Here is a 20,558-nt window from a genome sequence, read left to right as displayed (position 1 = left end):
TTTTTATGCAACGCTAGTGAAAAATTGTACAAGACAATTGAAACTTCCTATTACTAGCATGTTTATTATAATGATTAGGGACAATAGAATTCATTTTCAATAAAGACTTTGTAATTGAGAATTTTTGTATCCATCTATATATGAACAAGAAAAGCACAAAAGCCTTTTACCTCGACATTTTTGTACCAATCCTAATATAGACTGATTCATGATCATCAAAGGTCCACTGTGGAACAGGGTCTCCTAACCCGACTCTGGTTTGGAGACATTTGAAATGAAATCTTGCTGTTTAAATGAGGATATTTAGAAGCGGTGTGAGCTGGTGATTAGACATTGCTAATCTTAATTGAAGAAAAGACCTTGAGGTTTATATTTATTCTTATCTTATAAGAAAAACTGGGCAATATGACGCCCGGTCCTTTTAAGAAAGTACAAATGATTTAAGTATCGGTTGAAAAGGATATTCCATACTGTATCAACTTTGGTTTCCGGGTCGCTTTGGACGGCAAACCCACTGCATCATAACCTATTGATTAAAAGCGGAGTGCAGTGACTTCGTCACTGCACTCCGCTTTTTTTCGTCCAGGCAATCTTGCGGCGGGTGTGCGTCCGACGCGCCCCTTCAACCCATGGACACATAGTATTTTTGATTTGGTTAACGGGAGAATAGTCACTGATTTTATAAAAGTAAGCGGCCGAAGATACAATTTCAGCCTTTTTCTTCATTTTTTAAGGTTGGGTAGTTTCATTTAGCTACCTGTGCGTAAGAAGGGGTTATCGCCATACTGTCAATTGCCAAGGTAATAGAAACCATTGTTCTTCAATTTATGGCTTATACAGGCACCGAAACCCTTTACATTAATCGAGCCAGCGAGAGTGTCACAGGAAAGTGGGTATCTCTAACCATCCATCAATCTTGCAAGTGGGGTTGACTTTCTTTAACTAGCACAACAATAGAATCAAATGAAAATGGAATTTTCAATACTGTGTGACTTGGGTTTCCACGTTGCTTTGGATTGAAAATCTTAGTCGAGCAAAATGGAAAAAGTTTATATTTTCTTGTTTATATTTATTTTCAATGATGTATTTGTCGTTCAAGTTGAGCTGCAACTTGTTGACCAAGTTCGTAATCACGTTGGCGTTGCATTTCCACTTGCAAGCGTACTTCAGGATTATTTTGGTAATCCTCTAATCCAACTTTGTGCGCACTCCTGAATGCTTGGTTCATACGTTCTGTGTAGGGGAAATCTGGTGATTGGATAATAAATCATTCCTTTCAAAATTTCAACTCACAACTATGAGTTGTTTTCCTTCACAACTTTATGTTTACCCTATCCAAACATCTTTAAACAAAAATATTTATCCACATAAAGGGGTTTTTAAAAAACTTCCTGTTATGGCGCAGTTTATTTCTGTTCAAACTAACTTATTCAAGTACGCACATGTTTTATACCCAACCAGCTATTTTTACTTAATATGCTTTAAAGACTCTAATGATGTAACTAATTCAAAAAAACAAATAAAGAAGCTAAACACCTTACTAGGTGTTTAGCTTCTTTACTTAGTATCCGAAAAAATACAGATAATTTTGTTATTATGCTACTTCGTTATAGATGCTAGAACCAATTAATTCTAATTCTTCTAGTACAGCATTAAATTCAGCGTCAGCCTCTTGGAAAAGTTCGTTTGCATCTTCCAATAAGACTTCACCTTCAGAAGCAAGCGCTTGTGATTTCATAGTGTAAGATTCTTTTAATTTACTTAGAGCGCTATCTATAGATTCTTGTTGTTCTTCTAAAGCTTCAGGAACTTCCAAAGTTTCAAGCTGAGCCACTACGTCATCTGCAGCTTGTTTAGCCCCATCTATCATCGTTTGAAGTTCAGCACCTTCAGGAAGTGTATCATCAGCTTGTGCAGCTTCAAAATTGTTTAAATTTGTATCAACTTTATTGATAGATTCAGAAATTGATGGGTAAAATACCATCATCTCTGAAGCTGGATTCGCTTCTACTTCATTAGCTGTAGAATCCTCTGTTGGTGTTTCAGAAACTTGTTCTTCGTCTGGTGAACAAGCGGCCATTAAAAATGTTAGTGAAGCTAAAACGAATAATAATTTTTTCATATTTAAAACTCCTTTTAAAGTGATTGTTTTTTCATTGTTATATTAACATATAGAATAGACCGTTCACAAGAATCATGAATTAGTTTAAACATTTGGAAAATTACCAAAATTATTGATTGAAATTACTAGTAAAATTAATTTTTCAATGCATTTATATACACCTTTTACAAATCAAGTTTACCTATCATAAAGTTATTTTATGATAGGTAAATCACCTCACATCAAACATTTGGAGAAAACAAAGAAACAATAACTCACTCCCTTGAATGTCACCTTGATCATCAATATTCTTGAGTTCAACTAATGACTAAAATAGCTACTGCTAAGCAATATGTGCTAATAAATTAATTTTAATACTTTAAAATGCATCTGATTAAAGATAATAGTTTTTATCTTTTTATAAGCCCAGATAATAATTTAAACAAAGAAATACGGAAGCTTAAGGCGTAAATATTTTTTCTCGATCGATTATATAAAAATAGAACCTAATGAAATAGCACGTGACACTTTTAGTTTTCTGGTCAATTCTGTACTCTCATAGTTATATTAAGCAATCCTAGGGCAATAAAAGTAATGATAATTAATGACACAGCAATCCATTAAATGACACCTTAAACCTCACGACGAATTCAGGGGCAAAGAAACCGACTAAAACACCTAGTACAACTGCTTGTAAAACGCGTGCTAGTAAATCAATTTTAAATTTGTAGTCCACCCTTGAATGTACAAGTGTTCTCTCCGAAAAGATGAGATTACTTTGACACATCCACTTACTAAAAAGAATACATCTAAAAAAAGGGGAATACTCTGTACTTTCTGCATAATAAAAAGACGTCGGAAAACCCGACGTCTTTTAAAAATAATATTATTTAACTGGTACGACTGAGCCGCCCCATTCTTCTAAAATGAAATCTTGAATTTCTTTAGATTTTAACACTTTAACTAAGGCTTTTATTTCTTCATTGTTTTCATTACCAGCTTGAACAGCAATAATGTTTACATATGGAGACTCGGATTTTTCAATAGCTATTGAATCTTCCAATGGGTTTATTCCAGCATCGATTGCATAGTTCGAGTTAATTAAAACCGCGTCGCCTTCTTCATTTTGATACATCTGAACAAGAAGTGCTGCTTCGTATTCCGCTTCAAATTGTAGGTTTTTCGGATTTTCAACGATATCTTTCACTTCAGCCTTGGTTTTATCGATTCCTTCAGCTAACGTGAGAAGACCTTCAGCTTCTAACATTGAGAGAATACGACCGTGGTCTGCAACTGAATTGCTAATTAAAATCGTTCCACCATCGGGTAATTCATCTAAAGACTTATATTTTTTAGAGTAAACACCAATAGGCTCAATATGAATACCGCCTGCATTGACGAAATCATAGCCATGATCGGCAATTTGTGATGTTAGGTAAGGTACATGTTGAAAATAGTTGGCATCTAAATCACCAGATTCTAAATCTTTGTTTGGTAATACATAGTCCTGATACGTTTCAATTACAAGCTCGATACCTTGTTCTTCAAGCAAGGGTTTTGCTTTTTCTAAAATTTCTGCATGCGGCACGTTTGATGCACCTACTAGTAGTTCTTTGCTGTCACCACCTGTAGACGATTCTTCTCCGCCTCCACATGCTGCTAAAGTGATTGCACTTACTGATAACAAAATTCCTGCTACAAATTTCTTCATAATTTAACTCTCCCTTTTTTCTTATATATATGTGAACGAGGCTTAGCTCGGAGGCACCAATTTAACGCTTATCTGCTTTAGCTGTAAGCCCGTCGCCCACCCATTGGATGATAAAGACGATAATTAATATGATGATGGTAGAAACCAGAGTTACATCCTTCTGATCACGTTGGAAGCCATCAAGATATGCTAAGGTTCCTAGTCCACCTGCTCCAATAATGCCCGCCATTGCAGTATAACCAACCAATGCAATTGCTGTAACAGTAAGACCTGAAAGTAATGCTGGGTACGATTCTGGTAGAAACACTTTCCACACAATCGTCGATGTCTTTGCCCCCATTGAACGAGCAGCTTCGATTACTCCTTTATCAATTTCACGTAAAGCTATTAAAACCATTCGTGCATAAAATGGTGCTGCACCTATGATTAGTGCCGGTAATGCTGCATTTGCACCACGAATCGTGTCAAGTAAAAACTTTGTAAATGGAATTAATAGAATGATTAAGATGATAAATGGAATCGATCTAAATATGTTGACGAACGCACCCGTTAACCAGTAAACCATTTTATTTGCCCATACTTGATGGGGGCTTGTCAAAAATAAGACAATGCCGAGTGCCAGTCCTATTACGAAAGTAAAACCTGTGGCCATCGCTGTCATATAAAGGGTTTCCAATGTGGCTTCCCACATCTTGTCCCAATCTACATTTGGTAGAAGGTTTTCAATCATGTGAGATCACCTCCGTTTGTACGTCTTGCTCATGTAAATAATGAATCGCCTGATCTATCGCTAATTCATTTCCATCAATTTGTAAAAATAACGTTCCGTATGCACCATTTTGAGTTTGGGCAATATTCCCTTGTACAATGTTCACCTCAACTTGATATTGTTTTATTAATCTCGAAAGGATTGGTTGTTCAGTTCGGTCTCCTACAAAAACAAGTTTCACTAGTTTACCTGACGGGTATTGCTCAATGAGATGAGCAATCGTTTGACTGACTGCATCTGGTCCATTTATTTGGGCAACAAAGCGTTTGGTAATAGCTTGCTCTGGAGTTTGGAAAATTTCAAGTACGCTACCCATTTCAACCACTTTCCCTGCTTCCATTACAGCTACTCGATGACAAATTTTCCGAATGACATGCATCTCATGCGTAATTAATACAATTGTTAATCCTAGTCGCTTATTAATATCCACTAGCAGTTCTAAAATTGCGTCCGTTGTTTCTGGATCTAGTGCTGATGTTGCTTCATCACAAAGTAGTACTTCGGGATTATTTGCAAGTGCACGTGCAATTCCCACACGTTGCTTTTGTCCACCTGATAATTGAGATGGATATGCTGTTTCTCTACCAGTTAATCCTACGAGTTCAATTAACTCTTTAACTCGTTCAGTTCGATTTGCTTTACTTATTCCTGCTATTTCAAGTGGAAACGAGATATTGTCTTCTACTGTTCGAGACCACAATAAATTGAAATGTTGAAATATCATACTTACTTTTTGTCTTGCACTTCGAAGTGCTTGACCTGAGCTAGACGAGATTTCTTGTCCATTTACAGTCACACTTCCTGAAGTTGGTTTTTCTAGACCATTTAACAATCGAATTAAAGTACTTTTACCAGCACCACTGTAGCCTATGATGCCAAAAATTTCACCTTGCTCAACAGTCAAATTAACGTTATCCACTGCAACAAGTTGACCATTACCTGTCGCAAATGTTTTTGATAAATTTTGTAATTGAATCATTTCATTTCACCTTCCTTTAAATAAAAAAAGCCCTCCTGCAGATAAGCAGAAGGGACATAAGCGCACAAATATATACGTTAGACCGATCTCTCATCTTTCAAAGCAAAATACTTTGAGTGATTTGGCACCATTTCACAAACTGTGACGGTTGCCGGGCTTCATAGGGCACTTCCCTCAGCCTCTCTTTATAAGAGCAACGATATTTAGTTTTAAGTTACGAATGATAATGTAACATGTTCTAAAAAACACGTCAACCTTTTTTTCCTAATCTATCAAATAAGTATGGAACAGAATGAAAAGCGTATATTTTGTCTCGTATTTCATTGTTTTCAGCAATTAATAAACACGGAACACTTTCAATCTCATAGTCTACAGCTAGTTTATTTACGTAATTCAAGTTGGCCTGCCCCATTTGAACATTAGGCAAGAGTTCCTCCACTACATCCAACATCCTAGATGCAACCTGACAAGTTCCACACATAGGCGCATATAAATAATACGCCGTTACGTTTGGCTTCCGAGAATGATTTTCCCACTCTGCAATAGTCCATTCTTTCATTGTCTTCATCCTTTATGCAAAAAATTCGGTCTTCACATCAATATTTGCACCAAGTAAAACTGTCGCAAGAACTTTCATAGGGGTAGTAGCGACTTCTCGGTATGAGGGATCGGTATATAAATGAAATGCTTCAGGAAATTCACGTTTAATAAGTCCACGTAGTTTTTCTCCTGGTTCATCGGCATCAACAAATACAAAAATATCTGATTGGTCGTAAGGGGCTAATATTTCTTCTAGTCGCGTGGGACTAACGGTTCCGTTTGTACAGATTATTTTAATAGGTTCCGCTAGAAGTCTTAATATACGCTCTTTGTCTGACCGACCTTCCACAACAATAACTTTATCTGAATACACGATAATCACTCCTCGATAGACTAGACTAACTTATAAAGGCACGTTCCAAAGGATTTGCAAAACCCTTGAACTACCTTCTGTTTTTATCCTTAGTCAAAGAGTTATGCGAATATAATGAACCTTAACGTCAACTAAGGTGCTGTAAGTTTGCCCTATGTCTCTTAGTTGTATTCTAACATTAGAATTGACAGCATCTTAGTTCTTTGTAAAGACATATTTTATTCTATAGTTTGAACGTACTTATACTCTACATATGCAAAAAACGCCGAACAAGTGTCGGCGTTTTTCACGATTTTATTCTTGTGTCATTTTTTCATATTCTTCAGCCGACATTAATGAGTCTATCTCGGAAACATCAGTTGGCTCTATTACAACCATCCATGCATTTTCGTATGGAGATTCATTGACAAATTCTGGACTATCTTCTAAGCCACTGTTCACTTCAACAACTTTTCCACTAATAGGTGCATAAAGTTCAGAAACAGTTTTAACAGATTCAACACTTCCAAAAGGTTCGTTCGCTTTTATATCGTCGCCTACTTGTGGAAGTTCCACGAATACAATATCACCTAACTCAGCTTGTGCGAAGTGCGTGATACCAATACGTGCTTTTCCATCTTCAACTTTAACCCATTCGTGTTCTTCAGAGTAGCGTAAATCTTTAGGTGTGCTCATTAATAACCCTCCAGATATGTAATGCATTCAACTATAGTTTGACATAATCTTTGCTTAAAAACAAGAATTCTTAACTAACTCTTCCAGTTCTCTAAAAAACTTGCTTCCTTAAAGCCGAGAGTCACTTTTGTTCCATCTGTTATAAGGGGCCTTTTAATTAACATTCCGTCAGATGCCAATAGTTCAAATTGTTGATCATCTGTCATTGTAGGTATTTTATCTTTCAAACCAAGCTCTCTGTATTTTATTCCACTCGTGTTATAAAACTTCTTAAGTGGAAGTCCACTAGTCTCTATTATCTTTTTCAGTTGTTCTTTTGATGGTGGTGTTTCTACGATATGTACATTTTCATAAGATAATCCTTCCACATCTAACCATGCTTTTGCTTTGCGACATGAACTACAATTTGGGTATCCATAATACGTAATTCCCATCATTTTACCTCCTTAGTTTGGTTCATTGTAGCAAATAATAAATCCAAACACCTCTATTAAAGCGTTCGGATTCGTTATTTAAATTACGTACTAGGATAACCTAAGATACTGGAGTGAAATGAATGAAAAACAGAATTATTCGATGTCTTTCGTTTTAGATAGTTTTTGTTTATCAATGGTTCCTGGCGGTTGTTCTAGCCATTTGTTATCTATCATGATGTAAGCACTACCTTGGCATATTGGCCAATTTCTAGTGATAACCGTTCATAATTTATAACAAGGTCACTTCTTTGACTTGCGGCGGCGGCTGTTGCATAGTTGCCTACCCCCGCAGCACTTAATACCCCCATAAGAAACAGTGCTACTTTGTCTGAAAATGGGGGTGTGGTTGAATCAGTAATACCAGCATCTGATGAAACTGGTGGTTGTATATTATTTTCTAGAAGAATTGATGAGAATATTTGTAAATGCTTCTTTGAAATGTCGTTACCCCTTAACATCCATTTCTGAAGTTCTTCTCTTGGAGATATTTGAGCAAAACTAAGCGCAAGCTTGCTACCAATTAGGTTTGTTTGAATGTTCATATATAAGTGAGATATTTCAACAGTATTTAATGGACGTTGTTTGCTGAAAAATGATACTCCACTAAAATATTTTTTAGAGTCTTCATAGTCCTTTTTCGTTGGATACGCTATATATGGGGCCCTAACAAAGAACCCTTGTGAAATTGCAACTTCTGAACTTCTATTAAATAAATCGGACGTTTCTTCAAGTCCTTTGATAAAAAAAGCCCTTATATCTTCCCGAGCACTCATAGCGATAAATCCACTATATGAAAGCAACCACATCTTTGACATATGATTTAAGAAAGTTAGCATAAACATATCCGAATAAAGACGAGGAGCGTTAATATTGACATCATCATCCATTGTAAATCCTGTAGGAAGTGGAATATGTTCTTTTTCAAAAATGCTTGATAGTTTTTCTATATGAGTTGATGTCGTGTCAAATGTAAACTGTACTATAGACTTCGTCTCTTCATCTTCCACATGTTTAAGAAAGTATCCCAAAATACAATTTGACATTGTGTTTATTCATATAGGCAGTCCAAATTCAAGCTATTTCTGCTGATGTAAGTTTTGTTTAATGTTCAGTCATTATGTGTTTCCTCCTAATAACAATGAACAATATGGATATATTCTTTACAATTAACCGATATTTATAACATAAGCAATGGGTAGTTATTAACTTTGATCAATAACTGATGATTTTATTATAAGAATTCTCTTGACGAGTAACCCAATTCCTATTCCTATAATAAAAAATAACATCGATAGCCAAAGAGGACCAAATAAAACACCAAATATCGTCAAACTAGACGAATAGATTATTCCAACTGTTCCGAAATAAGCTGCGAGAACAAATGGAAAAAACGAATAAGGGGGTGTTATGCCTTCTGCATTTTTATAAGCGTCCCACATTGCAAAAAAGTACACACAAGGATAAAACATTAGCCACCCATAATCCGTTTGATGAATAGCTTCAAGAATTTTCCCATTGAAGCTTAAAAGAATAACTTGGTTAAAGTTCGCTTGAAAATTAACCAAGATCTCTAGTCCAATGAAAAGAATTCCTTTGATGATTTGCCCATTTAAAATTTGTCCAAACCCCGGTAAAGCAATACTCCAAAAAAGTATCTCGATTTTATTTTTCTTCATTGATCCCACTTCTAATGATGCGACATAGTAGTAACACTTGGATCTATCATTCAACCCTCTTTTTTCTTGTGTTTTGCCAATTTATTACGATCTGCTGCTAGTGGTGGCTGTTCCAACCAACTATTATCAATCATAATATTCGCACCGTCTTCCGCAAATTTAACGATTTCCGCCATAAGTCGAATATAATGTGCCCCCAAATCACGTCTAGGACTTTGACTAAGACTTCTCCCATAATGTCCTATCCCTGCAGCGTTTAATGCGTTAAAATGAGCCATTAGCAGTTTATCGGAGAATGCTGCAACTGTTGAGTCTGTAGGTAAAGTACTCCAAGAACTTGCTGAAGGAAGATGGTCTTCACTTAATATCGAACCAAAAACTTCAACCTGTTTATCAGAAATATCCATTCCTCTGATCATATAATCACGAACGCTTTGAGACTTTGCTACTTGACTAAATCCCATTGCCAATGTTCTACCTAATTGATTTTGTATCAAATTAAAGTAAATATTTGACGTTTCAATAACGTTCAATGGTCTGCGATTAATCTTCCCTGCTAAGTAACTTTGCTTTTGGACATATTCCACCATTTTCGGTTTGGGAATATAAGGGGACCTTATGAATAACCCTTTAGACAACATTACGCCCGTTGACATATTATATAATTTAGATGATTCATTCAAACACTCGGTATAGTATTCACTAATATCCAAACGAGCAGAATTACACAAAGCTATAGTGTTACCTTCCATTCCAATTTTACCCATATTTTGTATGTAAAAAAGGTAAAAATCATCTGCGAATAATCGTGGAGATTCCAAATTAACGTCTTCTTCCAATGAAAAACCATGAGGAATGGGGTATTCTTCTTTCTGAAAAAAGGCTTCTAATTTTTGGATATGTGCTTGAGAAAGCTTTAGAGCATGTTTAAGGATGGTACTAATTTCTCTATCTTTAATATTTAATAAAAAAAACTCGATTGTACAAATTGACAGAGAGTCCTGTTGATAGGATGTCCAAAGGCTTGCGATTTCTGCCGAGGTAAGCTCAATGTTGTGTTTTGTTTTCAATATTATTTTCCTCCTAGGAAAAAAATTAGTAAGGTTAATCTGTGTTAAAAAACGTTAATTTATTCTTTTGTGATAATATTCATATCAACTGCAGATGAATACTTTATTCGGTAACAAATGTCTTCACAGATTCGTTTAATTGGTGAACTTTTTCTACTTGGTCAATGGTTTTTAAATCCGTTAATTCCTGTTGCGTTTTAAGCCATTCTTTCATTTCACCTCCTTTTACAAAAAAACCGAACACCTTTTTTGAGGCGTTCGGTTTTTCTATTTAAACTATATATTTTTCAGCGTCGATTAATTTAACCGAGGCTTCACGTTTTTTCACAATTACATTGTAAGGAGTTGAGCGAGTTAATTTACGGAATGCTGAAAGCATCATGCGTAAGTTGTCGCCATCAGCTGCAGCAATCAACGTTTCTTTTGCATCTTTTTCAATAGATTCAAACGCTTCTTGGCAGAATATTTGTGTATACAATAGTTTTTGATTGGCTTTTTCAATACCATCGCGTTGAATTGCTTTTTCCGTGCGCAGTACTGCTGATTCCATCGCAAATAAATTATTGACGATGTCAGCAATGTTTACTAACACTTCTTGTTCAGTCTCAAGTTTTGTACCAAAACGCTGTGCAGCTAAGCCAGCTGCAAGTAAACCGATCTTTTTAGCGTTTCGAACAAGAGCTTTCTCTTGTGCCAAAGGTGTATCTTCAATTTCTTCAGGCATCATCATTAACAATTCTTCTTGAAGAGCTTGAGCCTTTTGGAAAAGTGGAAGTTCGCCTTTCATTGCCTTACGTATGAAAGTGCCGGGAACTAGTAGACGATTAATTTCATTAGTTCCTTCGAAAATCCGGTTAATACGAGAATCACGGTAAATACGTTCGACCTCATACTCTTGCATAAAGCCATAGCCGCCGTGTAATTGTACCGCTTCGTCAGCAATGTAATCTAATACTTCTGTTCCAAAAACTTTGTTGATTGAACATTCAATAGCGTATTCTGCTATCGATCCTGCTATTGCTTTACCATCTTTTTGCTCTTCTTCACTCAGTTGACTCATACGATCCTCAAAGTAACCAACAGTACGGTAGATTAAACTCTCAGAAGCATAAAGTCTTGAAGCCATTGTTGCTAATTTTTCTTTTGTTAAGTTAAATGAAGAAATAGGTGTTTTAAATTGTTGACGTTGGTTTGCATAAGTTACCGCTAACTCAAATGCACGTTTTGAACCACCAACTGTACCTACCCCTAATTTGTAACGACCAATATTTAAAATGTTAAAGGCGATAACATGCCCGCGACCGGCTTCACCAAGCAAATTTTCTACTGGTACTTGTGCATCTTGAAGGATTAATGTACGTGTAGAAGAAGATTTTATACCCATTTTCTTTTCTTCTGCTCCAACTGAAACACCTGCATATTCACGCTCTACAATGAAGGCTGTGAATTGCTCTCCATCAATCTTCGCATATACAACGAAGACATCTGCAAACCCTGCATTTGTAATCCATTGTTTTTCTCCATTTAAAACATAATGAGTACCTTCTGCGTTTAACTTAGCAGTAGTTTTAGCACCTAAAGCATCTGAACCTGAACCTGGCTCTGTTAATGCGTAAGCAGCGATTAGTTCGCCTGTTGCTAGCTTTGGTAAGTATTTTTGTTTTTGCTCGTCATTTCCGAAAAGGATGATCGGCAATGAACCAATTCCAACATGCGCTCCATGTGTAATCGAGAATCCACCTGCACGGGACATTTTCTCTGCAATTAATGCCGAAGAAACTTTATCTAATGCGAGTCCACCATATTCTTCTGGAATGTCAACTCCTAATAAACCTAATTCTCCTGCAGATTTTAGTAGTTTCACGGAATGCTCAAATTCATGATTTTCTAATTTTTCAATAAGTGGAACAACTTCACTTGCTACAAAGTCTTCCGTTGTTTTAGCAATCATTTTGTGTTCATCTGTAAAATCTTCAGGTGTAAACACGCGATCTATTGAAATGTCTTCAACTAAAAAACTTCCACCTTTAATCATGTCTGTCGTTGTGTTTGTCATTTTTATTTTCCTCCTATTAACCTCGTCTTCGAATAGCATTTGGACCCAATAAAAATATAACAGGGATAATTCTAGCTAACTTTTAGAATGACCTAATTATAATATTTCAAATACACCGGCTGCACCCATCCCGCCACCAATACACATGGTGACAACTCCGAACTGTTTACCTTGGCGTTTCAATTCATGAACCATTTTCAAGGTTAAGATGGCGCCTGTTGCACCGAGTGGATGACCAAGAGCAATTGCTCCACCATTTACATTTACTTTATTAATATCAATTCCTAGATGACGAATAACTTGAATAGATTGAGAAGCAAATGCTTCATTTAATTCCCATAAGTCAATGTCCTCAATCGAAAGTCCAGCAATTTTCAGTGCTTTAGGAATAGCTACGATTGGACCAATCCCCATCACTTCAGGTGGTACTCCACCAACTGCAAATGAACGGAATTTAGCAAGTGGTTTCAATCCTTGAGCTTCTGCAACTTCACGATCCATTACGAGTAATGCGCCAGCTCCATCAGAAGTTTGAGATGCATTACCAGCAGTAACAGTACCGCGAGCATTAAAAACTGGTCGAAGTTTTGCAAGTGTCTCCATATTTGTTCCTACACGGACGCCCTCATCCATTTCGAACAAAAACTTTTTCTCTTGCGGTTTATTATTTTTATCTACATAGCGTTTTGTCACTTCAACCGGGACGATTTCATCTTTATACTTCCCTGCTGCAATCGCTGCTGCTGCTTTTTCGTGTGATCGAACAGCAAATGCATCTTGTTCTTCACGACTAATTCCGTATTTCATTGCCACTTGCTCAGCCGTATGTCCCATCCCCATATAATATTGAGGTGCTGTTTCTGCAAGCGTCGCGTTTGGTCGGATTGTATTCCCCATCATAGGGACCATACTCATTGATTCCACTCCACCAGCAATAATTGCTTGTGAATGTCCTAACATAATACGCTCTGATGCGTAAGCGATTGCTTGTAGACCCGATGAGCAGAAACGATTGACTGTTATTGCTGGCGTTGAGTCAGGTAGACCTGCTAACGCACCAATATTTCTCGCAACGTTCATTCCTTGTTCTGCTTCAGGCATTGCACATCCTAAAATCAAATCGTCAATCGGGCCATCATAGCCACCTGCACGGCGTAATGTTTCTTTTACAACCAATGCACCAAAGTCATCTGGTCGTACTGTTGCAAGAGAACCTTTTTTTGATCTTCCTACAGGTGTTCTTGCACCTGCTACAAGTACTGCTTCGCGCATGAGTTATCCTCCTTTTGCCAGACGCAACTTTAGTTACGTAATGGCTTTCCTTTTACTAACATATTCTGCATTCTAGCTTGGGATTTTGGTTCAGCTACTAAGCTTAAAAACGCTTCTCGTTCCAAGTCTAGTAAATATTGTTCGTCTACTAATGTTCCGTATGGTACTTTACCGCCTGATAACACATAGGATAATTTTTTAGCAATCTTTAAATCGTGCTCACTAATAAACCCTGATAGGAACATACCTTCAGCTCCTAGAATCAATGTCGCATAACCTGATTCTCCTGTTACAGGAACTTTTTCACGAAGTGGTGCTTTATAATTATTTTCATATAAGGCTAGGGCTGCATGTTTTGCATCATAAATTAAGTGATCAGCATTTACACTGATTCCATCTGCAAAGTTCAAGAAGTTATTTTCACGTGCTTCTTCACCTGAAGTCGATACTTTTGCCATTGCAATTGTTTCAAATACTTTGTTTGCAACATATTGATAATCGACTTGAACTCCATTTGGTAGGCCTTTTAAGTGTTTCATATACAATTCTTTGTTTCCGCCACCGCCTGGAATTAGTCCAACGCCAACTTCTACTAAGCCCATATATGTTTCCATTGATGTTTGAATATGTGCAGCTGGTAAACAAACCTCTGCGCCTCCACCCAATGTCATACCGAATGGAGCGGCAACTACTGGTTTTGAACTATACTTAATTTTCATCATGGCATTTTGGAAAGAACGAACCGTGAAATCAAGTTCAAAGATATTATCATCTTGTGCTTCCATTAAAATCATGCCAAGGTTAGCACCTACGCAGAAGTTTTTGCCTTGATTCCCAATGACAAGCCCTTTGAAATTTTTCTCAACTTCCTCTACAGCGAAGTTGATCATTTGAATAATATCTAGACCAATTGCATTTGATTGTGAATGGAACTCAAGTAATGCAATTCCGTCTCCTAGGTCTAGTAAACTTGCACCAGAATTCTTTTTGATGACACCATGTTTCTTTTTATATTGTTTAAGGTTTATTACCTTTTCATTAGTTGGAACAAGTGAATATTCTGACCCATTAAAGTAGTACGTATCGCCATCTTGTTCTTTATAGAAAGATTCATTTCCACTATCAAGAAGGGATTGAACGAATGCAGGGATTTCTAGACCCTCTGCTTTCATTTTTTCAACAGATTCTTTAACCCCTATAGCATCCCATACTTCAAATGGCCCTTGTTCCCAACCAAAGCCCCACTTCATCGCCTTGTCTATTGAGATAATATCATCAGCAATTTCTCCATGTAGTTTCGCAGAGTACACGAGTGTTGGTGCTAATATGCTCCAAAGTAATTCACCTGTACGATCATTTGCATAGGTTAAAGTTTTCACTTTTGCAGCAAGTCCTTTTTGTTGCTTCGCCACTTCCAGTGATGGAGTTTTCAATTTTTTAGCAGGCTCATATTCCATCGTTTCAGGATTTAATTCATGTATTTCTTTCCCTTTTTTCTGGAAGAATCCTTGCCCTGATTTTGCACCTAACCAACCATTCTCTAACATTTTCGTAATCATCACAGGCACTTCAAATACTTTTTGTTCTTCACCCGTGGTTTGTTCATATACATTTTTGGCAACATGGCCAAATGTATCAAGGCCAACAACATCGAGCGTTCTGAACGTTGCGGATTTCGGTCGTCCTATTATAGGTCCTGTAACGGAATCCACCTCACCAACCGAATAACCTCTTGCTAACATTTCACGAAGTGTAACAAGAAGTCCATACGTTCCAATGCGGTTTGCAATAAAGTTTGGTGTGTCTTTTGCAAGCACAACACCTTTACCTAAACGATCTTCTCCAAACTCCTTCATGAATTCAACCACTTCTGCAGAAGTTGACTTTGCAGGAATTACTTCAAGTAATTTTAAATAACGTGGTGGATTAAAGAAATGTGTTCCAAGGAAGTGTTTTTGAAAATCTTCAGAACGACCATCTGTCATTGCGTTAATACTAATTCCAGATGTATTTGAGCTGATGATAGTTCCTGTCTTACGAACAGCGTCTATTTTCTCGTAAAGAACTTTTTTTATTTCAAGATTTTCAATGATTACTTCGATAATCCAGTCTACATCTTTTAATTTATCTAAGTCGTCTTCAAAATTCCCAGCAGTTATTAATGAGAGATTTTTCTTCGACGTGAGTGGTGCAGGCTTTTGCTTAAGAAGTTTCTCTAAAGCTCCTTGCGCAATTTGGTTGCGTGCTTTTGAATTACCTTTGTCCTCATTTGATAAATCGCGAGGAACCATATCGAGCAATAATGTAGGTATTCCTATATTAGCTAAATGAGCAGCGATACCTGAACCCATTACACCAGATCCTAAAACTGCAGCTTTTTTAATTTGATAAGTCACGTGCAAAGCCTCCTTTAAAATTTTGAATGAATGCTCATTCATTTTTTTAATAAAAAAATAGAAACAACATCTATGTCTATTAGTTTAGTACATTTTTTCTGTTTTCGCAATATTTAAATGCAAACCCGACTTTCATCTCAAGTACACGGAAATCCCTTCATATCAGGATTTTTGTTTTTTATTTGGTCACTACAAATTTTATTAGTTAATTCATACTATTCTGTCAGTGCAATCGTGATCATCCTTTTTTCACAAATGTGCATTTAGCGTACTTTTAGTGCGTGTTCAAAAAGGAGCATAAAAAGAGCCGAGTAGGTAGAGGCGTAGCCTTCGAGCACCGGAGCGTATGGTGTTGATACGTGAGGAGCAGAGAAGCAAGCCAACGAAGAGATACGACAGCTATTTTTAGCGGACTTTTTGAACAACCTCTTTATTCATATTCCAACTCCACAATAATCACAAAAGCTGAACAAGGCAATACTATCCACTATATCACTATTTTTCCTTTGGTCACTACAATTTAAAATCGCAAAGGGAAGTACTGTAATCCCGGGATTTCGAGAATAAAAATGGGTCATTTTCGAGTCTTTTCATGCTTTATAAATATTTTGATGAACCTTGGGTTATTTGGAAAATGAAATTTTGAAGGTTGTTTTGGGTAGGAAAGTGTAATATTAATGATTAAAATGAGGGCAAAATTCAATTTCGCCCTTGTTTAGCGTTCTAGCTTGATTATTCATGAACCATATACTTCATTTACACGTGTGATACTCTCTGAATAAAGGGTGTTTTATTTGAATTTATTTCATGAACAGCTATTATATCGGGATCAACTTTTCGAATTGATGCACCGTGTGTCGGGTCACGGTATATCGTTTGAATTCGTTTCAAAACAGTACTATATGATGAAAAGTGGGTTGAGCGGAGAGATGAAAATTGCAAATCACTTAAAAGAGCTGAATCTTCCCTTTCATTGGCATTATATAATTGATTTTGAGGTGTGGAACGATTTTATTCAAATTGATGGATTGCTAATTACACCTCATTATATTTATACTTTGGAGATTAAAAACATTTCCGGGATTGTAGATTTTGATACCGAGCTTGATCAGTTTATGCGACAACGTGCAGATGGTTCTGTAGATGGATTCAAGAATCCGATCAATCAATTGGAGAGAAATGTTCGTTACTTAAGAAGACAATTGTTATTAAAAGGGATTAATATCCCTATTTACGGGATAGTAGTGTTCGCCTACCCTTCCACCATTATACGCGGGAAACCATTGGATAAACATATGATTTCTTTTGCTGATCAACTCGTACCACGAATAGAAAACATACAAGTTGATATATCGACATCCTCTGTTCATGATGTGATCGAATTGATTCAAACTTTAAAAGGTATGATTGAGCCGAAAATAAAATATCCGCTATGTGAGATCCTCAACATTTCTGAACAAGTCGTGCGGCGAGGTGTCCGTTGCGTGGCTTGTGGGAAGCTCGGCATGCAACGCGTGAAAAAGGGCTGGATTTGTTCATGTAGCGCGTTGGATAAATACGCACATCTGCCCGCGTTCGAAAGCTACCATTATCTTATAGGTAAGGAAGTGAACAACAAAAGATGTCGGGATTGGTTGGGTTTAGAGAGTGATGATATAGCTTATCGCTTATTGAAATCTTTAAAGTGTGTCTCGAAAGGAACAACGAAGGGCGTTTCTTACAATTTAGGAAAGAAAATATGAATTAATTCAAAGATTGCGGGAAAAAATTAAATTATCGCGGAATTAATTCAAAAATTGCGGGAAAAAACTTCAGTATCGCGGAATAACCAATTTAGACGCGCCATCCATGTATATTGTTACCCTTATCTTCTCACACTATATTGAATAAAGAGGAGGACACACGTAATGAATTTATTTTCACAACCAAAAGATGAAAAAGCACTTTATCCCGAACCACCAAAGATGGTTTCAACGAAGGATTTTCTTTATTTTAAAGATATGATGTCTTGGAACTTACTAGCAGCAAAAAAAATGAATTGGGCTGCTGAAAATTGCCAACTTCCAGATTTGAAAAAAGAATTTGAAACTGCTGAACAAATGCATGTGAATCATTATGACGAACTATTAAAAGCATTACAACAAGGAGATGGAGGGGCCGTATCATGAGTCAACCAATAAAAAATCCCGAAACTCCATATCCTGAAACTCCAAGCCTGAATGATCGTGACATATTAAGTGATGCCCTTTCAATGGAGAAATATTTATGCCATTCTTATGAGACCGCTATGCATGAAGCTAGTCACGATAATTTATATCAGATAATCTTTTCACAATTGCGAAATACATCTAAACAACAACGCAGCTTTTATGACTTGCATTTTACACATGGTTGGTATGTACTAACTCCAGCAGATTCACAAGAAATTCAACAGGTTGTGCAACAATTTAAAGACGATAAACAACAACAACTTCAATAATGAAACAAATTGTTAACGCCTTAACCTAAAACGTTGTACACTGTTCCTATACAAAGCTAGGAGGAATAGTTATGAATTCAATTACAACTATTGAAAACTTTAACCAGATTATCTCTTCAGATAAAAAAGTCATTATAAAATTCCATGCAGGTTGGTGTCCTGATTGTAGACGGATGGATATGTTTATTGACCCAATTGTTGAAGAATACAATCAATATACATGGTACGATATAAATAACGATGAATTGCCTGAAATCGCTGAAAAATATGGGGTCATGGGCATTCCAAGCATTTTAATTTTCCAAAGTAGTGAGAAAAAAGGACATTTGCATAGTGCGAACGCAAAATCTCCTGAACAAGTAACTGAATTTCTGCAAAGCCAGATTGGTTAGAACCAGTTAATAATAAATATTCAACCAGTACTTCACTCTCTTAATGTGAAGTACTGGTTTTTTGTTGATTAAAATGAGGTCAAACATATCGGTTTAGTATGCGGTTTGAACCACTTATCCAAATCGGAAGCAGAATAATCATTTACAGAAGTTCTTCCATAATGGACGAATTGAGTTAAACTGACACACCCCATCCACCAAGAGCTTAAATCTGAAATAGATAGCACAACATTTGCTTCTTTTTCCGAAACCTCTATTCTCACTACGTTCCAAGAATCATCAATAAATGTTAATTTATATCCTCCATTTTGCTGCATCATAAAAGGATCATTCACAAAAAGAGTAATAGAGACCGGTTTAACTGGACGAGGAAGTGAACGAAAACTTGTTAATTTCACAAAGTTCTCAATAGATGTTATCCGGTACATTAACCCACTACCTACCTGTGCTACTTCGTGATAAACACTCGGTATCAATCGGTTAGTATCATTTCTAGGATCATTTAGTTGGTACATAAAAGACTCATCGTGTGTTCGGATGACAATCCGATCCACTTGATCTTGCTGGAATATAACCATGAACAAATGTCTATAAAAGCACTCGGTTTTGACCAAACCCACTCGTAGACTATTAAATCATGATGTAGAAAATGACTATCCTTTATTGGTTCTAAACGGTAAGCGATAGCACCAATTAATCTATCGTCTTCATAAACTCCTGCATAATAAGATGCTTTTTTCTTAATTAAATTTCGTTCATTCCATGTTCTTTCAATCATTCCATGGTGTCTAGAGGTGAAATCGTTGTAGAGTTCAGTGATTTCTTCTACATGATTAGGATTCAACAACACAACTCTTTCTTTATTCCCTTCGTTCGGAAAACTAGTAGGCTTCAATCGATATTGATACCGGGTCGGGCCATATCCATAGCCCATCTTATGATAAAAAGAAGGATTAAATGGATACAAGGAAACAAGGGCAATGTTTTCTTTCTCTGCTAATGAATGAAAATGTTGTAGAAGTCTGAAGGCAATACGTTCTTTCTTATGAAAGAAATGTACTGCAACCATACCGATTCCGAAAATACGAATTAATTCCCCGTTTACGTTGCATCGAAAATCATGAAGTCGATACAAACCAATCAGCTCATTATTTGTATCTGAAAATAACCCATAATATCTCAAATCATTTTCGGTTTCTTGCTCAAAAATCAATCTTTCTACGAAATTCATCCGTGGAGTTTCTTCCGTAATATTCATCCCAGGGTATGCCATTGCACAAATTGAAGCAGCATCTATCATATCTTTACTTTCTAATAATCGAATCATTATTAACCTCCATCTTTAGAAAGTTATATTAGTTAAAACAGTTGGCAACTTTATATTACAAGTGGACAGCCTTTTATTTAAATACTTGGCTATATGTTCATCCATACTTGGACTCAGAAATATTGAACTTAGTTTAGATTTTACAATAAAAGAGTTTTTCCGTACTGTTATAAATACGGAAAGACTCTTGTTGTATTGAATTTAAAGTTGATTGATCGCAAACATCGACTCGAACCATTGAAGCCTGAATTCCCGAACAATTATAC

Annotated in this window: 22 protein-coding genes and 1 riboswitch; of the genes, 5 read left to right on the top strand and 17 right to left on the bottom strand. The window is 36.4% G+C overall.

Annotation, left to right across the window (positions count from 1 at the left end):
* Positions 1–1,075: 1,075 nt before the first annotated feature.
* Positions 1,076–1,228, bottom strand: coding sequence for a hypothetical protein (locus B371_RS23780; protein WP_019414552.1), 153 nt, complete (start codon positions 1,226–1,228; stop codon positions 1,076–1,078).
* A 27-nt stretch (positions 1,229–1,255) separates the two neighbouring features.
* On the opposite strand from B371_RS23780, the gene B371_RS0111940 reads away from it, so the two are divergent.
* The gene (locus B371_RS0111940; RefSeq protein ID WP_019414551.1) at positions 1,256–1,552 is read left to right on the top strand and encodes a hypothetical protein; all 297 of its coding nucleotides are present in this window, start codon (positions 1,256–1,258) and stop codon (positions 1,550–1,552) included.
* A gap of 42 nt (positions 1,553–1,594) precedes the next feature.
* On the opposite strand, the gene B371_RS0111935 is transcribed toward B371_RS0111940, so the two are convergent.
* The 14 genes from B371_RS0111935 to B371_RS0111865 all read right to left on the bottom strand — a co-directional run bounded on the left by B371_RS0111935 (position 1,595) and on the right by B371_RS0111865 (position 16,094).
* On the bottom strand, positions 1,595–2,122 hold the full coding sequence (locus B371_RS0111935; RefSeq protein ID WP_019414550.1) for a hypothetical protein: 528 nt from the start codon (positions 2,120–2,122) through the stop codon (positions 1,595–1,597).
* Between the two features lie 865 nt (positions 2,123–2,987).
* Positions 2,988–3,812: a MetQ/NlpA family ABC transporter substrate-binding protein gene (locus B371_RS0111930; RefSeq protein WP_019414549.1), complete on the bottom strand. Its 825-nt coding sequence runs from the start codon at positions 3,810–3,812 to the stop codon at positions 2,988–2,990.
* A gap of 61 nt (positions 3,813–3,873) precedes the next feature.
* A complete protein-coding gene (locus B371_RS0111925) occupies positions 3,874–4,542 on the bottom strand; it encodes a methionine ABC transporter permease (RefSeq protein ID WP_019414548.1) in 669 nt (222 codons plus the stop codon).
* Positions 4,535–5,560, bottom strand: a complete 1,026-nt coding sequence (locus B371_RS0111920) for a methionine ABC transporter ATP-binding protein (protein ID WP_019414547.1) — start codon at positions 5,558–5,560, stop codon at positions 4,535–4,537. The genes B371_RS0111925 and B371_RS0111920 overlap by 8 nt, the downstream gene beginning before the upstream one ends.
* A gap of 87 nt (positions 5,561–5,647) precedes the next feature.
* A riboswitch (SAM riboswitch) is annotated at positions 5,648–5,754 on the bottom strand.
* Between the two features lie 56 nt (positions 5,755–5,810).
* Complete coding sequence (locus B371_RS0111915) at positions 5,811–6,119, bottom strand: thioredoxin family protein (RefSeq protein WP_019414546.1); 309 nt, start codon at positions 6,117–6,119, stop codon at positions 5,811–5,813.
* A 12-nt stretch (positions 6,120–6,131) separates the two neighbouring features.
* Positions 6,132–6,473, bottom strand: a complete 342-nt coding sequence (locus B371_RS0111910) for a toprim domain-containing protein (RefSeq protein WP_019414545.1) — start codon at positions 6,471–6,473, stop codon at positions 6,132–6,134.
* A 294-nt stretch (positions 6,474–6,767) separates the two neighbouring features.
* Positions 6,768–7,148, bottom strand: a complete 381-nt coding sequence (gcvH, locus tag B371_RS0111905; protein ID WP_019414544.1) for a glycine cleavage system protein GcvH — start codon at positions 7,146–7,148, stop codon at positions 6,768–6,770.
* A gap of 74 nt (positions 7,149–7,222) precedes the next feature.
* Positions 7,223–7,582, bottom strand: coding sequence for an arsenate reductase family protein (locus tag B371_RS0111900; RefSeq protein ID WP_019414543.1), 360 nt, complete (start codon positions 7,580–7,582; stop codon positions 7,223–7,225).
* A 212-nt stretch (positions 7,583–7,794) separates the two neighbouring features.
* Positions 7,795–8,667, bottom strand: a complete 873-nt coding sequence (locus B371_RS21745) for a DUF3231 family protein (protein WP_019414542.1) — start codon at positions 8,665–8,667, stop codon at positions 7,795–7,797.
* A 159-nt stretch (positions 8,668–8,826) separates the two neighbouring features.
* On the bottom strand, positions 8,827–9,300 hold the full coding sequence (locus B371_RS0111890; RefSeq protein WP_019414541.1) for a hypothetical protein: 474 nt from the start codon (positions 9,298–9,300) through the stop codon (positions 8,827–8,829).
* Positions 9,301–9,350: 50 nt separating this feature from the next.
* Positions 9,351–10,370 (bottom strand): DUF3231 family protein, encoded by a 1,020-nt coding sequence (locus B371_RS0111885; protein WP_019414540.1) that lies wholly within the window; start codon positions 10,368–10,370, stop codon positions 9,351–9,353.
* 271 nt (positions 10,371–10,641) lie between these two features.
* Entirely contained in the window at positions 10,642–12,426 is a 1,785-nt protein-coding gene (locus B371_RS0111875; RefSeq protein ID WP_019414538.1) for an acyl-CoA dehydrogenase family protein, read from the bottom strand.
* A gap of 96 nt (positions 12,427–12,522) precedes the next feature.
* Positions 12,523–13,698 (bottom strand): acetyl-CoA C-acetyltransferase, encoded by a 1,176-nt coding sequence (locus B371_RS0111870; RefSeq protein ID WP_019414537.1) that lies wholly within the window; start codon positions 13,696–13,698, stop codon positions 12,523–12,525.
* Positions 13,699–13,727: 29 nt separating this feature from the next.
* The gene (locus tag B371_RS0111865) at positions 13,728–16,094 is read right to left on the bottom strand and encodes a 3-hydroxyacyl-CoA dehydrogenase/enoyl-CoA hydratase family protein (protein ID WP_019414536.1); all 2,367 of its coding nucleotides are present in this window, start codon (positions 16,092–16,094) and stop codon (positions 13,728–13,730) included.
* Between the two features lie 794 nt (positions 16,095–16,888).
* On the opposite strand from B371_RS0111865, the gene B371_RS0111860 reads away from it, so the two are divergent.
* The 4 genes from B371_RS0111860 (at position 16,889) to B371_RS0111845 (ending at position 18,965) form a co-directional block, all read left to right on the top strand.
* A complete protein-coding gene (locus tag B371_RS0111860) occupies positions 16,889–17,836 on the top strand; it encodes a nuclease-related domain-containing protein (RefSeq protein ID WP_019414535.1) in 948 nt (315 codons plus the stop codon).
* 165 nt (positions 17,837–18,001) lie between these two features.
* On the top strand, positions 18,002–18,262 hold the full coding sequence (locus B371_RS0111855; RefSeq protein ID WP_019414534.1) for a hypothetical protein: 261 nt from the start codon (positions 18,002–18,004) through the stop codon (positions 18,260–18,262).
* Entirely contained in the window at positions 18,259–18,573 is a 315-nt protein-coding gene (locus B371_RS0111850) for a spore coat protein (RefSeq protein WP_019414533.1), read from the top strand. Before B371_RS0111855 ends, B371_RS0111850 begins: the two co-directional genes overlap by 4 nt.
* Positions 18,574–18,644: 71 nt before the next feature.
* Positions 18,645–18,965 (top strand): thioredoxin family protein, encoded by a 321-nt coding sequence (locus B371_RS0111845; RefSeq protein WP_019414532.1) that lies wholly within the window; start codon positions 18,645–18,647, stop codon positions 18,963–18,965.
* 68 nt (positions 18,966–19,033) lie between these two features.
* Here B371_RS0111845 and B371_RS0111840 read toward each other — a convergent pair whose 3' ends face one another.
* Entirely contained in the window at positions 19,034–19,480 is a 447-nt protein-coding gene (locus tag B371_RS0111840; protein ID WP_026023043.1) for a sterol carrier protein domain-containing protein, read from the bottom strand.
* A complete protein-coding gene (gene eis / locus B371_RS0111835) occupies positions 19,468–20,292 on the bottom strand; it encodes an enhanced intracellular survival protein Eis (protein ID WP_026023042.1) in 825 nt (274 codons plus the stop codon). Before eis ends, B371_RS0111840 begins: the two co-directional genes overlap by 13 nt.
* Positions 20,293–20,558 lie beyond the last annotated feature (266 nt).

The organism is Paenisporosarcina sp. TG20, assembly GCF_000286315.1.
Taxonomy (GTDB): Bacteria; Bacillota; Bacilli; order Bacillales_A; family Planococcaceae; genus Paenisporosarcina.
The sequence above is the reverse complement of the archived record's forward strand: the minus strand, read 5'-3'. Positions and strand labels throughout refer to the sequence as shown.

Excerpts from the sequence above, each read along its gene's own strand:
- B371_RS23780 (WP_019414552.1), bottom strand. The coding sequence starts at position 1,228 with ATGAACCAAGCATTCAGGAGTGCGCACAAAGTTGGATTAGAGGATTAC.
- B371_RS0111935 (WP_019414550.1), bottom strand. The coding sequence starts at position 2,122 with ATGAAAAAATTATTATTCGTTTTAGCTTCACTAACATTTTTAATGGCC.
- B371_RS0111930 (WP_019414549.1), bottom strand. The coding sequence starts at position 3,812 with ATGAAGAAATTTGTAGCAGGAATTTTGTTATCAGTAAGTGCAATCACT.
- B371_RS0111925 (WP_019414548.1), bottom strand. The coding sequence starts at position 4,542 with ATGATTGAAAACCTTCTACCAAATGTAGATTGGGACAAGATGTGGGAA.
- B371_RS0111920 (WP_019414547.1), bottom strand. The coding sequence starts at position 5,560 with ATGATTCAATTACAAAATTTATCAAAAACATTTGCGACAGGTAATGGT.
- B371_RS0111915 (WP_019414546.1), bottom strand. The coding sequence starts at position 6,119 with ATGAAAGAATGGACTATTGCAGAGTGGGAAAATCATTCTCGGAAGCCA.
- gcvH (WP_019414544.1), bottom strand. The coding sequence starts at position 7,148 with ATGAGCACACCTAAAGATTTACGCTACTCTGAAGAACACGAATGGGTT.
- B371_RS0111900 (WP_019414543.1), bottom strand. The coding sequence starts at position 7,582 with ATGGGAATTACGTATTATGGATACCCAAATTGTAGTTCATGTCGCAAA.
- B371_RS21745 (WP_019414542.1), bottom strand. The coding sequence starts at position 8,667 with ATGTCAAATTGTATTTTGGGATACTTTCTTAAACATGTGGAAGATGAA.
- B371_RS0111890 (WP_019414541.1), bottom strand. The coding sequence starts at position 9,300 with ATGAAGAAAAATAAAATCGAGATACTTTTTTGGAGTATTGCTTTACCG.
- B371_RS0111875 (WP_019414538.1), bottom strand. The coding sequence starts at position 12,426 with ATGACAAACACAACGACAGACATGATTAAAGGTGGAAGTTTTTTAGTT.
- B371_RS0111870 (WP_019414537.1), bottom strand. The coding sequence starts at position 13,698 with ATGCGCGAAGCAGTACTTGTAGCAGGTGCAAGAACACCTGTAGGAAGA.
- B371_RS0111855 (WP_019414534.1), top strand. The coding sequence starts at position 18,002 with ATGAATTTATTTTCACAACCAAAAGATGAAAAAGCACTTTATCCCGAA.
- B371_RS0111850 (WP_019414533.1), top strand. The coding sequence starts at position 18,259 with ATGAGTCAACCAATAAAAAATCCCGAAACTCCATATCCTGAAACTCCA.
- B371_RS0111845 (WP_019414532.1), top strand. The coding sequence starts at position 18,645 with ATGAATTCAATTACAACTATTGAAAACTTTAACCAGATTATCTCTTCA.
- B371_RS0111840 (WP_026023043.1), bottom strand. The coding sequence starts at position 19,480 with ATGTACCAACTAAATGATCCTAGAAATGATACTAACCGATTGATACCG.
- eis (WP_026023042.1), bottom strand. The coding sequence starts at position 20,292 with ATGATTCGATTATTAGAAAGTAAAGATATGATAGATGCTGCTTCAATT.